Below are 15,151 nucleotides of genomic sequence, written 5' to 3' on the forward strand. Positions count from 1 at the left end.
TTATGAGCGCATGTTGCTTGCGGCAAATTCCTTTGGCCCAAAGCCGAACGGCCAGGGCGGTTCAGGGTCCTCGCGGGCCCGTCGATGGTCATCAATCAGTTCCCCGGCTGCCTTGAGTGCTCGTGCCATATTTAGGACACCCGCCCCGCGCCTCGGATCGGTGGGGCGGCCCTCGACCTGTGCACTGTCGCGGATCAACCTCCGGATTGTGCTTTCCTTGAAGGTGACGCGCCGCGCCCGTCCCAGAGATATGATCAGGGCGGCGGTAGCGCTGACAAACGGCGCGGCGTGCGAAGTTCCGTCTCGGAACCGGTAACCGTTATCGAGATCGGCGGAATAGATCGACGAGCCCGGTGCTGTGATATCCAGATGCGGACCCCAACCGGAAAAGGCCGTCACGCGCCCGAACGGATCGATTGCGCCTACTGTGATCACGCCGGGAACTGCACCGGGATACACCGGGCTGCTGGTCCCATGATTCCCAGATGCCGCGACGGTCACGACATTGCGCATCCGCGCGTACCGGATCACCCGTGCATGTGGGGCCAACCCGGACGAGGCGCCCAGACCAAGCGACAGGTTGATGACATGTGCACCCCTGTCAGTTGCTTCCTTTACAGCGGCGTCTATGTCGCCCGGTGTTCCGACTCCAACTTTCGAACCATTCTCAATCGCGGTGCCCAACACACGGTAGGCCATAAGCGAACAAAGTCCCGCGGCACCCACCGGCATATCAAGGCCCAATGCGCCAATGGTACCGGCCACGTGGCTGCCATGCCCCCCATCGTCATCCCAGTTTGAATCGCGGTGCCGGATATCGCCAATCAGGGTGCCCATTCCGGGATGCGACCAGTCCTCTGCCCCAAGCGTGACAAAGTCGTAACCGCCGCTGACCTTGCCACGAAACTCCTTATGGTCGCGCGAAATACCACTGTCGAGCACGGCGACACGGATATCCGGATCACCGGGCATCGTCGCCAATGCGACATCGGCATCAACCGCCTCAAGCGCCCAACTGCCGGGTTTTCCGCTTACTGCCGCAGCCGGGTCCTTTGATGGGGAACGCTGAAAGACCTGCGCCTGAACCGGGCGTATTTCGGTTATCAAACCCTTTGACGAGAGCGTTTTTATGGCATCCGCAACCGCATGTGGGTCCGACCCGCCGATCCGGATTTGCCGGTGAAGGGAAGCCGCGCGTTCGTCCTTAGACGCATCAATTGCGTCCGACGCCGGATCATCCGGGAAGCAACGATGCGCCGCCGGAAGCGGTCTTCCGATTCGAACGCCATACGACAACCGCGCCCAGTTGCGGTCCTTCGAAATATCCCGAGCGCGCACTTCCTGGCCCTGCGCCCAATGCGGCAGGCTAAAGGCACCAAAAGGTGGATCGATGTCTTGGCGCAGTGTAACGTCATAAACGCCCATGCAAGCACCAATAGGATGTAGATTAATTCACGCGGCACTAGGGGATTAAGGGCAAATCAGCCCTTCTCGCCGCGTTTTGTTAATAACATAATGTTTCGATTCTTTCAATTATAGCGGTATATTTTATCGATTGGCGCCTAAATAGTTGTAAACACTGCCTCAGCAGAAATGACTAACACATGCGTTGGGATCCAGATTCCGCCGTATCCTGAGAATCTCGACTTTCCGACCCGCCAGAATTCAAGGTGGACGTTCCATTGAGTTCGGAGAGGTAACGCAGTTCATCGTTCGAGAACGAGCAGCGCTTGTCGTATCAGACAAATATATCGCGTGATTTTCGCCGAAGAATGTTGGGCTTCACTCCTTTGCCTGTCAGGGCTTCTCTTGACCCAGTCCCATTCGGCCAGAAGAGATCAGACGTGCTCACCGCTCGTTTCCCGAACCAGGCCCCAATTGCGTGCTTCACAAGGTGCTGGCCAGGGCCTATACAAAAGTTTGCACGAACAACGAGGCTCAAGGATGATCTCCTGCTGGTTGTGTATTTTTGCCACGACACGAAAAACAATCTCGGGCATAATTTTGGCCATATTTACTATTTAAAACAATAAATTAGAGATGTCACAATTGTTTGTGCAATTGAAGCATTTAATTTTTGTGGACGCTGTTTAGTCTCGTTAGATATACACCTTATAGCTGATTTCTTCGATTCAACTGCACTTTACAATCCAACCCCTTCGAAAGACGCTCTGTGCAGCGTATTGCTGTTCATACTCTTTCCTTACGCGCCGTGGTTCTACACGGCGGGCATATTCACTTTCATCTCGTCCATTGGATTTCTCGTAGGACTGGAAATCCCCTTGCTGATGCGGGTCTTGTCCGAGATTTTTCCGCAGGTCCTGAACTATCAGATGTCGATCCCGTCGTTTGGAGTTTGGGAGTATAACCTTGCAACCAATGATCCGACATCGACGCTGGGTAAGCTCCCTGACGGTCTGCGCTTTCTGACGCCGGAAGTCTTTGAGGCCGCTCGGGTGTTTTCCGAGGATCTGCTTCCCAAACGCGAACTGGCGATCAATTCCATTTTTGGTCCCGGAATCTATCACGAATACTCGCGTGACATTTCCGGCTATTGAGCCGAACCGAAAGCTGGATGAACCCGGGCTTTCGCGTACTTGCTGAGATCGCGGGATAATCGTGACCAGTTTGACGCTTAGTTAGGTTTCTACAAGATATGCGACAAAATCCGCCTTCTGGCAGAAACATCGGGTTATTATTGCTGAACGACCACGTTGGTTGTTAGATCCCCCCCAATCCACTCCAGAAGGGTTTCCTGTCCAGCCATCTGGGTGGATTGCTAGTCGTCCAAAGGTTATAGCGCAGCGGTCCAAACGCGGTAGCGCCCCTGCCCCGTCACCTCGCGGATCAATCCCCGGCTCATAAACCGGTCAATATTTCGTTGCGCCGCAGCGCGCGAGGCCTGCGTCAATTCTTCGGCAAGTGGCGCCGACACCATGGGCCATGCCGTCAGAGCGTCGATCAGGCGCGGCGGCGTGCGGCCGCTCAGGTCACTTGTTGCCTCACGAGCGCGCCGTTCCCAGGCGTTGATCCGGTCCAGGTGCAATAAAGCAGCCAGAATCGCCTGCCCTGCCCCCCTGACCCAGGCCGAAAGTTTCTCCTGCGGTTCACCAACTCCTCGCAGTGCGCCCGGACCCGACAAAGCGAGCGGCATGAAGATCGCCCCGCCTCGTCCCATCGACGCGGCGTGGCGCGCTGCAATGATCGCGGCCTCGGTGTCATGACCGTTGCCTTCCGACAGGGCGCGCCAGGCATGAAATCCGATCGCTGCCTGCGTGACGGGATGCAAACCTTCTGCGTTCTGCATAACCTCGGCCAAATCAGCAATTGCCTCTGGCGTATCTTCGATCCCCTGAGCTATGCGATCAAGAAATGCGGTCAGGCCAACTGCCCAGCCGCCCTCTGCTGGCCCGGCCCCTGATGTCAGGCGGCGCACAGCCCAGCCCGCCCGAAACATAGCCTGAACATCATCGCTGGTCGCCCCAATCCGCAATCCGACCCACAAGGCAAGCCGGTCGACACCGATCCGGTCACCCGTCCACCAGCCCAGATCGGACACATCCATGAGCGCCAGCCGTTGACCCCATCCCGCCGGCCCTGCGCGTAATCGTTCGTCTAGCGCCCCGAATGTCACCGCCAGTTCGGCCAGTTCGTAGGACAATTCGGCCTGCGCCGCACGCCATTCTCTTGGATCAAACAACAGGCGGCGGTCGACCGTCGGCCCTGGGGGCAGATATTCTTCTTGGGCAATGCCCTCATCCGGCGGGAGGAACCAAAGATCATCATCCTCGGGCGGATCGGTGTCATAGATGCTGGGAGGACCAATCGCATCGGCGTCCTCATCCGGGTCTGGCATCACAGGTTTCGTCGTCATGCCCTCTATAATTCGGGCATTTTGGATGGTTCACAAGGCGTATTCAGCCCTGTCCGTCGGTCACCCTGCGAATGTTGCAGTCAGAATGTCCAGTTGCTGTTGCAGATCGGTCTGTTCGCTGCTGCCGATCAGCATGTAACCATAGCCATCCTGCGCCCATGTCGCGGTTGCAACCCCGCTTATCGCAGCTAGTTTGACATCCTTTGCCGGCGCACCCTCGCCCTGCCGGATCACGCAAAAGGCCAACGGTTGTCCCTGATCATCTGCAAATACGACCTGAATCAGAGGTTTCCCTTTGAAGGACAGAATCTGAGCGCGCTTCAATTCCAGCCCAGGCAAAACTTCCAAGGCATCTTGATTCAATGACCTCCCAAGCTGCGCTTCGGCCTGCGCAAACTGCGCATCAAGCGCGGCCGGTGAACTATCCAACGAAGCAATCGTGTCCGGCGAGTACAGCGACTGATAGATTGCTGCCTGTTCCGCCCACCCCATCGGTTCCGGGCGCGTCGCCCAGAAGGTCGCCGACACCGCCACTACGGCCACCGACGCGGCAACTGCCATCAATCTCCAAAGACCGCCCGAAGTCTGAGCAGCATAAACCGGTACCGACTCCGGCAATTCAATCTGCGGGGCGTCGGCGGGAATATTCTCGAACACAGAATGAACCACAGGCGCCAGAGGGTCCAAACCCATGAGGCGTTGTTCCAGCGCAGGATCGGTTTCAACCGCCGCCTCAATCGCTGCGGCCTCAGCCACATTCGCATTGCCTTCCAGATACGCCTTTAGCGTCTCGTCGGAAAACTTCATTTGCCACTCCGTCGAACGGCATCTGCCGCATCGTGCTGCATCACGTTTTTCAGTTTCTGCCGGGCGTTAGACAACCGGCTCATGATAGTCCCTATTGGCACCTCCAGCAACGCGGCGGTTTCGCGGTAGCTATACCCTTCTACAAATACAAGCATAACCGTTTCCCGCTGCGCTTCTGGCAACTGCATCACTTGTGTAAACACTTCAGCAGCGAAAATATTCGTTTCTGAATCCGGTCCTGTCGCAATTAATTCGGCTTCGGGTGTCACTGACAGCGCCTGCGCCTTGCGTACCGAACGGGCGCGCACCTCGTTCAGCCAGATTGAACGGCAGATCGTCATCAGCCAACTGTCCAACCGTTCAAGTGACGTAACCTGATGGTGCCGCTCCAACGCGCGCACGCATGTCGACTGCAAAAGGTCATCGGCCACATCCGATGCGCCCGAAAGCGCAAGACCAAACCGCCAGACCCGCTTGGAATGCGTCTGGATTGCGCCGCGCACGGCTTGTTCGGAGTTAATTTCGGGGCTCATCGAATAAATCGCGACTTGTGTGTGTTTGCTTTCCACGGACCGGACCCGCGGGGTCAGGACTGACATAACCCGAGGAGGAAAGAAATGAAACTTCTGTTGAAGGCAGTCACGATTGCGTCGGCAATTGTTGCAACCCCAGTTGTGGCCCAAACCTGGACGTTGGTCCCCGAAGGTTCGCATCTGGCCTATGGATCGATCAAAAAAGATACCGTGGGTGAGGTTAATTCCTTCACAATTCTCTCTGGCCAAGTTGGCCCGGATGGCAAAGCCGATATTGAAATTGACCTATCATCTGTCGAAACCAATATCGACATTCGCAACGAACGCATGGTTGAATATGTGTTCCGCAAAGCCGGTAGCGCATCGCTGACGGCTCAGTTCGACATGACAGACGTAACGACCCTGAATGTTGGCGAAACAACGATTGTCGACGTCGAGGCAATGCTTTCGCTGGCAGGCACAGATGTCACATTTGATGCTGAGATGTTTGTGGCGCGCCTTTCTGAAACGTTAGTCATGGTTTCAACAAATGACATGGTGTTCATCAGCACCGAGGATGCCGGGGTCAACGCGGGCGTGGACAAGTTGATGGAGCTGGCTGATCTGCCAAGCATCACCCGGACCGTACCTGTCACGGCGCGCCTGATGTTTAACCTGGACGACAAGAAAGCCGAAGTTGAAGCCGCAGCCACGGCCGTCACTGCCGCCGTTGCTATCGAAGGTGATGTCAAAGCAGGCAAGAAAGTGTTTCGCAAATGCAGCGCTTGCCACAAGTTGGATGAAAACCGCCATACGGTCGGCCCGTCGCTTCACCGCGTCATCGGCGCTACGGCGGGGCAGGCTGACGGATTCAAGTTCTCGGCCCCCTTGCAGCAGTCGGGTATCGTCTGGACTCCGGAAACCCTGACAGCCTTTCTGGCGGATCCCAAAGGCACAGTTCCTGGAAACAAGATGCAGTTTCGTGGCCTGAAAAAGGAAGCCGATATCCTGAATGTGATTGCCTATCTGCAATCCGAAGCACAGGGCTGATCCCTGACCCGGAAAATACCGGGGGTTTCCAATGTCCACAGTGCCACGCTATCCCTTGTCCAACCTCAAACAAGGGAGATGCGCGGCATGAGCGACACGGTCACACTGACATTGGACGAGATCCGGGACCTTAGCCTGTCCATCCTGGCCAAGTCGGGATTTGGCCCGGAACACGCAGCTGCCATCACTGATATGCTGACAACTTGTCAGATCGACGATTGCCAATCTCATGGGTTATTCCGCCTGTTCATGTGCATTGACACCATGAAGGCCGGTAAGATTGATGGAAACGTAGCCCCGATCGTTGCACCCTCGGACAACGCTATTGTTCGTGTCGATGCACGGGGCGGCATGTCTTTGTTGGCTTTTTGCGAAGCACTGCCTGTGCTGATCGACAAAACCCGCACCCACGGCATCGCTGCAATGGCAATCAACCGTTGTTTTCACTTCTCTGCCCTCTGGCCCGAAGTGGAGCGTCCGTCCTCCGAAGGTTTGGCCGCAATGGCGATGGTGCCCAGCCACAGTTGGGTCGCGCCCGCCGGTGGAACCCGGGGCAGTCTTGGGACAAACCCTTTGGCCTTCAGCTGGCCGCGTCAGGGCAAAGATCCGTTCACGTTTGATTTTGCCACCAGCGCCTTTGCCCGCGGCGAGATCGAACTTTATCGCCGGGCAGGCAAACTATTGCCCGACGGAGTCGCAATCGACAAGGCAGGCAACCCCACAACCGACCCGCAAGCCGCGATGGAGGGCGCGATGCTGACCTTCGGCAGCTACAAAGGGTCGGCCCTATCGATCATGATCGAGCTGTTGGCCGGGCCGTTGATCGACGACCTGACCAGCCTGGAAAGCATGGAGTTTGCCGAAGGCCAAGGTGGTGCGCCCTATCACGGCGAGATCGTTTTGGCCTTTGACCCCACCCAGTTCAGCGGTGGCCGCGCCGCTGCGAATGATGAACGTGCGGAACGTTTGTTTGCCGATATCATCGATCAGGGCGCACGCCTGCCGTCACAAAGACGTTTCGCTGCACGCGCGCGAAACACAGCGCGTGGTTGCGTAGAGATCGCAAAAACGCTGCACGAAGATCTGTTGGTTTTGGCCGAACAAGTGTAACGACTTCGATCTACTCTTTCCCTTGACGGTACAGCTGGCTAAGAAGTTCCTCCCAAATGAATTCAGGAGGCCCCCTTGGACCGCATCGCCCGCACCATCGCCACCGAAATCAACGCCCGTCCGGAACAGGTCGGTGCAGCGGTCAAATTGCTGGACGACGGGGCCACTGTTCCGTTCGTGGCGCGCTACCGCAAAGAAGTGACAGGCGGACTGGATGACACTCAACTTCGGACTTTGTCCGACCGCCTGACCTATCTGCGCGAGCTGGAGGTGCGGCGCGAAACAATCCTGAGCTCGATCAAAGATCAGGGCAAGTTGACGGACGATCTAACGAAATCCATCGCGCGTGCCGAAACCAAGGCGCAATTGGAAGACATTTACCTGCCCTATAAACCCAAGCGTCGGACCAAGGCGATGATTGCGCGCGAAAACGGGCTTGAACCACTTGCCGACGCAATCCTGGCGGACCGTTCCGCCGATCCTGAAGATCTGGCGCAGGGTTACATCAGCGAGCCGGTTCCCACGACAAAAGACGCACTAAATGGCGCTCGGGATGTTATCACTGAGCGGCTGACCGAAAATGTCACCTTGTTAGGTGAGCTACGCAGCTTCATGCAACGCGAGGCATTGCTGACCTCAAAAGTAATCGAGGGGAAACAGCAGGAAGGTGCCAAATTCAGTGACTATTTCGATCACACAGAGCTATGGGCCAAGACGCCATCGCACCGTGCTCTGGCAATGTTGCGAGCTTCGAAGGAAGGCATTGTAACGTTGGACATCGCCCCCGAACCCGAGGCTGGTGCCGCACGCGTTGAAGCTATGGTGGCTGCTCATCTGCAGACACGAAGCGATGCGCCCGGTGACAAATGGCTGCGAAAGGTTGCCGGCTGGACTTGGCGGGTCAAATTGTCCCTTTCGATGATGGTCGAGCTAATGGCCGAATTGCGCAGCCGTGCGCAAGAAGACGCAATCCATGTATTTTCACGCAACCTCAAAGATTTGCTATTCGCCGCACCGGCCGGGGCGCGAGCGACCTTGGGTTTGGATCCAGGAATTCGCACCGGCGTCAAAGCCGCTGTCGTTGATGCCACCGGCAAGGTGATCGCAACAGACACCTTGTATCCTTTCCAACCCAAGAACGATCTACGCGGATCCCAAGCGGCAATCCTGAATCTGATCTCGGCCCATAAAATAGAACTCGTCGCAATCGGCAACGGCACGGCGAGCCGCGAAACCGAGAAGTTGGTTGCTGACACTCTTAGGTTGCTTCCGAAGACCGCCAAAAACCCAACCAAGGTTATCGTGTCCGAGGCCGGAGCTTCGGTGTATTCAGCATCCGAATTGGCGGCACGAGAATTCCCGGATCTGGACGTATCGCTGCGTGGTGCTGTTTCAATTGCCCGCCGCTTGCAGGATCCATTGGCAGAACTGGTAAAGATCGAACCCAAGTCCATTGGCGTCGGACAATACCAGCATGACGTTGACCAACATCGCCTGTCTCAGTCACTGGCTTCCGTGATCGAAGACGTTGTGAACGCTGTGGGCGTGGATCTGAATACCGCCTCCGCCCCCCTCCTTTCACATGTCTCTGGTCTTGGACCCGGTCTTGCGGAAGCCATTGTCGTGCATCGGGATTTAAATGGAGCATTCCAATCCCGCAAAGAGTTGCTGAATGTCGCGCGTCTTGGCCCGCGCGCCTACCAACAATGTGCAGGATTTTTGAGGATACGCGATGGCGTAGAACCATTGGATGCGTCCTCGGTACATCCCGAAGCATATGAAGTTGCGAAACAGATCGTATCTGCTTGTGGTCGCGATATCCGACAAATTATGGGGAACGATGGTGCCTTGAAAGGATTGCGCGCAGAGCGGTTCGTGGATGACAATTTTGGCCTTCCAACTGTTCAAGATATCTTTTCAGAGTTGGAAAAGCCCGGTCGTGATCCGCGCCCCAGTTTCGTGACCGCGTCTTTTACCGATGGCGTCGAAGAGATTACCGATCTTAAACTAGGTTTGGTGCTGGAAGGGACAGTAACCAACGTGGCCGCGTTTGGTGCCTTTGTGGACATTGGGGTGCATCAGGACGGCCTTGTCCATGTGAGTCAACTTGCCGACCGTTTTGTGAAAGACCCTCACGAGGTGGTAAAAACGGGCCAGGTGGTCAAAGTGACCGTTGTTGACGTTGATGTGCCACGCAAACGAATTGGCCTGACCATGCGAAAGCGGGGCGGGGCCGTTCGCTAGCAAAGATTGGACTATTGCCGTTGGCAAAGTCAGCGCGTGAATGACCACCAGTCATATCACGTGGAATGCCTGTTCATGATTACCTTTAAGGGCGCGCAGTTTCCGGGGGATTTGATCCTGTTTGCGGTTAGTTTCTACGTTCAAAATGGCGTTTCATATCGCGACCTGGAAGATCCAAAACAAAAGTTCTCAAGCGCCGCAGTCTGGAGACTTCAGCTGTTTTCTGAGCTCGCGGGATTTGTGTTTCCGGTTCGACGCCGACTCTGCTCGTGCCAAAAATTGCGACACAACTGACCCTGAGCCGACGCGCTGCAGACATAGCCAAAGGGGAAACCATCATCCCGATGGAACACAGGCTGATCATGCACAAACAATCACGTTGGACCCGTCAACCAATGAAAAAATCGCACTGTTGATGGGAATGGCTATGTGTTCGTCCCATTGTTCAGCAAGAGCACTAATCAGAATTCTTAGAGGAATGCAGCTGCGATTTATGGGACCAACAATTTTGAATCTCGCCAACTGGCAATTTTACGATGATCCTAAAGAAACTGTTGTAAAAAATTGCCACCGATGCGTATCTCCTACTTTTAGGTCTTAGAATGATAATGGAAGTCGCGCTTCAGGATAGCGAACTCCGGCCTCAAAATTTAAGCGGATAATCTAAGAATGTTAACTTAAGGGCCGAGCCAACTGGGTTCTGTAGCGAACTTTTTAGATGGCAAAGCATCATTGAAGAATTAAACAGTTTACCCTGCCAGTTGTGCGAACTGCTGAAACGGACGGAGTACGGGCGTGAGCTGACCTTTGCGGATCATTTCGCGACTTCGATTCCGGCCAGCGTTGCAACTGCTGAAGCGAAGGCTTTGAGCCCCAGCATCGGTCGAGTGCGCCGTCTTAAGAAACGGTGGTCCTGCTCAACGATAATGTTCAAAAATTTCCGCCTCACCATTTCGAGCGGGATCGGGCAGCCAAAGGCTTTCAGCAACATGTTGACGGCTTTGATACCAGCTGTGTTTGCGCCGCTTTTGTCGACAACAATCTTCCTCGGCAATCTATTTGTCTCCAACATTCTGGCGAAGAACTTTGTTGCTGCAGGTGTGGTCCGACGCCGTGAGAGCACAAAATCAAGGGGCTTTCCATGTTTGTCGATGGCTCGATATAGGTAAACTCTCGCGTCTTTAACCTTGATATAAGTTTCATCCATTCTCCAAGAGCGATCACAAGGCGCTATTCGATGCCGCGCCATTCTTGCAATTACATCGGAATACCGTGTCACCCAGCGGTTCAGAGTGGTGTGATCGACCGATATGACTCGCTCGAGCAAGATTTCTTCCAAATCTCAAAAGGAAACACCGTATCGGACATAGTAGAACACTGCGAAAAGGATCATATCTTCTGGATACTACGCACCTTTGAATGAAATCATGAGCTATCCTTCGGCAGAAATTCACCAGCGATCATTCGGCCTCTTCGTTCCCGAGCCTCAATGGTCAAAGTTTGCAACAGATCCAGTTGGCCACCCTTTGATCAGATCCAAACTTGGTACAGACATATACAAGCGGCAATGCAACCGCTTTCGCGAACGGACATTCTTACTCTGCATAGAGCTAAGTGTTTCATACACCGTTTCGACATTTGGTCGTGGCCAAACGATTGGCCGCTGGGTGTTAAAGCACCTATGGCAGATTTCGACGTGCCGCAGAACCATGTCTGCCAAGTATCTTTAATTGAAATCAAAGGCCACGGTGAGAAGTTTCTGCACCGCAGGCTAGCATTTCAGTCTGATACGCGGGAGCGTGGTAATGACAGTACTTATTGCCTACGGCACAATTTAAGGCCAGACCGCCAAAATCTCGCGTTTCATCAACAAAATCGCAACAGATGCCGGATGTTAAACAAAGCTGGTCGATATTGGAGAACTGATGAATTCGATATCCTTGGAAGATGTGGACCACGTCACCCTGGCGGCTCCCGTCCAAGACAGAGTGGTTTTTACAAGACTTGGACAGTCTGGACTTCGCGGTCAAACAGCTGGAAATGACCCGCGTCACCGGCAACTACAAACGCGGGAATGAACGCAAGGCGCGCAGTCACCCCCGCAACCGGTAGGCTTTGGAAAAAGATACTGACCCGGCACCGCGCCGCTGTGTTTAGCGCCCCTCAGGTCGTCGAATTGATCGATGGTCATGTACAGCTTTAGATTCGAGATCAGCCCCCCAGCCCCGCCTCGGTATCCCAAAATGGCCTGTCCTTCCCAATCCGTTCGGCAAGGAAATCCACAAAGGCGCGCACTTTCATTGGCATATGTTGGCGCTCGGGGAATACGGCATAAAGTGCCTGTTCCGGCAATGCGTACTCCGACAAGACCCGGACCAGACGGCCAGCGGCCACATGGGAACCTGCCACGAATGTTGGCAACCGCCCAATTCCCAGCCCGTCAAGCAAAGCGGTACACAGCGTCTCGCTGTTGTTAATGCGCAGGGTGCCCGTAGTGCGCGTCCGCACTTCACCATGCGGACCTTGGAACACCCATTCCATCGGATCACGTGAATAGGCGTAATGCAGGCAGTTATGCGTCAATAGATCTTCTGGTTGCCGCGGATCACCCTGCCGCGACAAGTACTCCGGTGCGGCGACAAGGACGCTATGGATCGGAGCCAGTCGACGCGCGATCAGGGCAGAGTCGGGCAGAGTTCCGGCCCGGATGGCCATATCCAGCCCGGCATCGACCAGATCGACAACCCGGTCATCCATGGTCAGGTCCAACGTGATATCGGGATAGATGGCCAGAAACTCGGTGAGGAGCGGCGCAATATGCAGCCGCCCGAAGGACATAGGCGCGCTTATCCTCAAATGCCCGACCGGTTGACCCTGTAGGGCAGCAACCGCGTCCTCCGCTTCCTGTGCCGATCCAAGCGCCAGAACAGCATGGGTCAGGTAGATTTCCCCGGCTTCTGTCAACGATATGCTGCGCGTCGAGCGGTGAAACAACTGGGTGCCAAGGTGTGCTTCCAGCCCGCCAATCCGCTTGCTGACGGCTGACTTCGTGATCCCCAATCGCCGCGCAGCTGCGGCAAAGCCACCGCTTTCGGCCACAGCCACAAATACGGGGATGGCGCCGATTTCGATCATATTGCCCTCATATGGTCAACTTTTCCTCACCCTAGCGTACACCGATTAGCCAATTATCTCACCCTTGGAAACACTATAAGTCGTCTTCGACACCTATTGGATGGAGGCGGCCATGCCCAAAATGCTCATCAACGGAATACTGCGCGACAAGCCTAAGCGATCAGATGGGCGTTTTCACCGGTTGCCCAGCCCGTTTCGTGGCTGGATCAGCCCGGATGTTAGGGCAGATTTTCCGGGCACTTCTGGCCGCTATCACCTCTATATGTCGAAGGCATGCCCGTGGTGTCATGGCGTCGATCTGGTGCTGGCGCTCAAGGGGCTGCGCCAGGCCATCGGCATCACCTGGATGGACCCGGTGATATCCGAGGACGGCTGGGTCATCGACCAAACCGACTTTGATGAGACGACCGGTGTACCACGTGACCGATACCTCTATCAGGTCTATCAGCGCGCCGCGCCGGCCCATACCGGAGCGATTACGGTCCCGCTGCTGTTGGACACGCACAGCGGCCAGATTGTCAGCACCGACTCCGCTGATATCATGCGAATGCTCAACACCGCCTTCATGGACGCAACTGGACCAGACCTCTATCCGGCCGAATTCGCCGCTGAGATCGACCGGCTGGCGGATGTAATCCACGCTCCCATTCGCAACGGCGTCTATCGTGCCGGCTTCGCCACAACGCAAGAAGCCTATGACGAGGCGATCCATCAGCTCTATGCAGCGCTGGACAATATCGACGCGCTGCTGAACACGCGGTGTTTTCTGGCTGGCGCAATGCCGACCGAAGTTGACCTGAAGCTGTTCCCAACACTCCTGCGGTTCGATCCCGTCTATGTAACGCATTTCAGGATCGACCGGAAACGGATCATCGATTACCCGGTCCTTTCGCGCTACCTGACGGATTTCGCTCAACTTCCTGGCGTGATTGAAACGATCGATATGCAGCATATTCGCGCGCATTACTTTCTCAGCCATCGTCACATCAACCCAAGCGGCATCATCCCGGTCGGGCCAGAACCAGACTTCATCATTGCGGCACCAACAAAAGGAGCCGCATGATGCCCCGCTTTGTCAGAGTTCTTCCACCGACAGCGCTGATCATTGCCATCGGCGCACTTGTCGGGGTTAGTTTTACCTTGACCAAGTTTGTGGCAATTGCGGGCATCGCGCCACAACTTGCCTTGTTCTGGCAGCTCTTGGTCGCAAGTCTGGTTCTGTTCACCATCGGGATGGTCACCGGCAAACATCCCGTGCTGCATCGCAGGTATCTGGCCTATTACTTGGGGGCAGGCATCCTTGGCATCAGCGGGCCAGCCCTGATTGGCTATACTGTGCTGGGATACGTATCCACCGGTTTCTATTCGGCACTGGTCACGCTCTCACCCCTCTTCACATTTACGATCACGGCTTTGGTCGAAAAGCGGATGTTGCCGACATATCGCCTAGTCGGGATTCTGATCGGGCTGGTTGGCATCAGCTTTGCTACTCATAGCGGCTTCGACCTGTCGGGTGTCGCGCCGCACTGGATTGCTGTTGCGATGGCCGGCCCGCTTCTGCTGGCAATGGGCAATGTCTTTCGCAGCCGTGCCTACCCGCCGGACGGTGATCCCACGGCGCTGGCGACCGGAACTCTGGGTCTGCAACTGCTGGTGATCGGTTTGCCGGTCCTTGTCAGCGGTCAGATCTCGCCCGGCTTGTTAGGTCTTGGCCCGATTGTTGCTATCATCGGAATCGGACTGATCACCGCACTCAGCTACGTGCTGACCTTCGAGGTGCAGCGGCGCACGGATGGCGTCAGATTTGCCCAGGTTGGATACTTCGCCACTCTTTTCGGGATTGGCTTCGGGGCTTTGGCCTTTGGTGAACCAATCCGCCTCACGTTGGTTGTAGCGCTCGCGGTTCTCTTTCTTGGGCTGGCCATCACCAACGGGCACATCCGCTTTGACCAACTCCGGCGTCTTTCTCTCAAAACGCAGGCCGGAATGCCAATAAACGTCACAACACACAAAACATCTGTCAAGGAGAACAAAAATGCAGATCACCAATGAACGCAACTCACCACACGCCACACTGGTTGCCGAACTCTATACAGCCGTCGATGCAATGAACGCAGACGACGTTGTCGGATTTGTAGCCGAAGATGTCACATTCCGCCTCGGGAATTTCGATCCGATTTTGGGGCGCGAACCTGTCCATCAGGCCAACAAAGCGTTCTTTCAAACCATCTTGGCCATGCGGCACACAATCACCGGCATCTGGTCGAGCGGCAACACGGTATTCTGTGACGGAACAGTCCACTACACACGCAAAGATAACAGTGAGCATGAAGTCCCGTTTGCTACACGCCTTGGCCTAAAAGAGGGTAAAGTGGCTGATTACGTAGTCTACGTGGATATCTCAGGGCTCTAGAGGCGA

12 protein-coding genes and 2 pseudogenes are annotated in these 15,151 nt (G+C 55.5%); 8 read left to right on the forward strand and 6 right to left on the reverse strand.

Annotated elements, in window-relative coordinates:
• Positions 1-1,425: a S8 family peptidase gene (locus GOW16_RS19865; RefSeq protein ID WP_170418892.1), complete on the reverse strand. Its 1,425-nt coding sequence runs from the start codon at positions 1,423-1,425 to the stop codon at positions 1-3.
• A gap of 758 nt (positions 1,426-2,183) precedes the next feature.
• Between GOW16_RS19865 and GOW16_RS19870 the strand changes: the two genes are divergently transcribed.
• Positions 2,184-2,558 (forward strand): hypothetical protein, encoded by a 375-nt coding sequence (locus tag GOW16_RS19870; protein ID WP_170418895.1) that lies wholly within the window; start codon positions 2,184-2,186, stop codon positions 2,556-2,558.
• Between the two features lie 236 nt (positions 2,559-2,794).
• Here the strand turns inward: GOW16_RS19870 and GOW16_RS19875 are convergent, their stop codons facing one another.
• The 3 genes from GOW16_RS19875 to GOW16_RS19885 are packed head-to-tail and all read right to left on the reverse strand — an operon-like array spanning position 2,795 to position 5,214.
• Positions 2,795-3,874, reverse strand: coding sequence for a helix-turn-helix domain-containing protein (locus GOW16_RS19875; protein ID WP_170418898.1), 1,080 nt, complete (start codon positions 3,872-3,874; stop codon positions 2,795-2,797).
• Positions 3,875-3,934: 60 nt separating this feature from the next.
• On the reverse strand, positions 3,935-4,681 hold the full coding sequence (locus GOW16_RS19880) for a hypothetical protein (RefSeq protein ID WP_170418901.1): 747 nt from the start codon (positions 4,679-4,681) through the stop codon (positions 3,935-3,937).
• A complete protein-coding gene (locus GOW16_RS19885; protein WP_170418904.1) occupies positions 4,678-5,214 on the reverse strand; it encodes an RNA polymerase sigma factor in 537 nt (178 codons plus the stop codon). Before GOW16_RS19885 ends, GOW16_RS19880 begins: the two co-directional genes overlap by 4 nt.
• Positions 5,215-5,298: 84 nt before the next feature.
• Here GOW16_RS19885 and GOW16_RS19890 point away from each other — a divergent pair, with 84 nt between their 5' ends.
• The 4 genes and pseudogenes from GOW16_RS19890 to GOW16_RS22875 all read left to right on the forward strand — a co-directional run.
• Positions 5,299-6,243 (forward strand): c-type cytochrome, encoded by a 945-nt coding sequence (locus tag GOW16_RS19890; protein WP_170418907.1) that lies wholly within the window; start codon positions 5,299-5,301, stop codon positions 6,241-6,243.
• 87 nt (positions 6,244-6,330) lie between these two features.
• Positions 6,331-7,353 (forward strand): Ldh family oxidoreductase, encoded by a 1,023-nt coding sequence (locus GOW16_RS19895; protein WP_170418910.1) that lies wholly within the window; start codon positions 6,331-6,333, stop codon positions 7,351-7,353.
• A 75-nt stretch (positions 7,354-7,428) separates the two neighbouring features.
• Positions 7,429-9,597, forward strand: a complete 2,169-nt coding sequence (locus GOW16_RS19900) for a Tex family protein (RefSeq protein ID WP_170418912.1) — start codon at positions 7,429-7,431, stop codon at positions 9,595-9,597.
• Positions 9,598-9,672: 75 nt separating this feature from the next.
• Positions 9,673-9,771 (forward strand): annotated as a pseudogene (locus GOW16_RS22875) (IS6 family transposase); the annotation flags it as partial.
• Between the two features lie 575 nt (positions 9,772-10,346).
• On the opposite strand, the pseudogene GOW16_RS19905 reads toward GOW16_RS22875, so the two are convergent.
• Both GOW16_RS19905 and GOW16_RS19910 read right to left on the reverse strand, forming a co-directional pair.
• Positions 10,347-10,990, reverse strand: a pseudogene (locus GOW16_RS19905) (IS6 family transposase).
• Positions 10,991-11,808: 818 nt separating this feature from the next.
• Complete coding sequence (locus GOW16_RS19910; protein ID WP_170418914.1) at positions 11,809-12,732, reverse strand: LysR family transcriptional regulator; 924 nt, start codon at positions 12,730-12,732, stop codon at positions 11,809-11,811.
• A 112-nt stretch (positions 12,733-12,844) separates the two neighbouring features.
• Here GOW16_RS19910 and GOW16_RS19915 point away from each other — a divergent pair, with 112 nt between their 5' ends.
• The 3 genes from GOW16_RS19915 to GOW16_RS19925 are packed head-to-tail and all read left to right on the forward strand — an operon-like array spanning position 12,845 to position 15,145.
• A complete protein-coding gene (locus GOW16_RS19915; protein ID WP_170418916.1) occupies positions 12,845-13,795 on the forward strand; it encodes a glutathione S-transferase family protein in 951 nt (316 codons plus the stop codon).
• Positions 13,795-14,784, forward strand: a complete 990-nt coding sequence (locus GOW16_RS19920; RefSeq protein ID WP_170418918.1) for a DMT family transporter — start codon at positions 13,795-13,797, stop codon at positions 14,782-14,784. Before GOW16_RS19915 ends, GOW16_RS19920 begins: the two co-directional genes overlap by 1 nt.
• Entirely contained in the window at positions 14,768-15,145 is a 378-nt protein-coding gene (locus GOW16_RS19925; protein ID WP_170418920.1) for a nuclear transport factor 2 family protein, read from the forward strand. The genes GOW16_RS19920 and GOW16_RS19925 overlap by 17 nt, the downstream gene beginning before the upstream one ends.
• The last annotated feature ends 6 nt before the right edge of the window (positions 15,146-15,151 follow it).

Source organism: Ruegeria atlantica (assembly GCF_013033965.1).
GTDB lineage: Bacteria > Pseudomonadota > Alphaproteobacteria > Rhodobacterales > Rhodobacteraceae > Ruegeria > Ruegeria atlantica_D.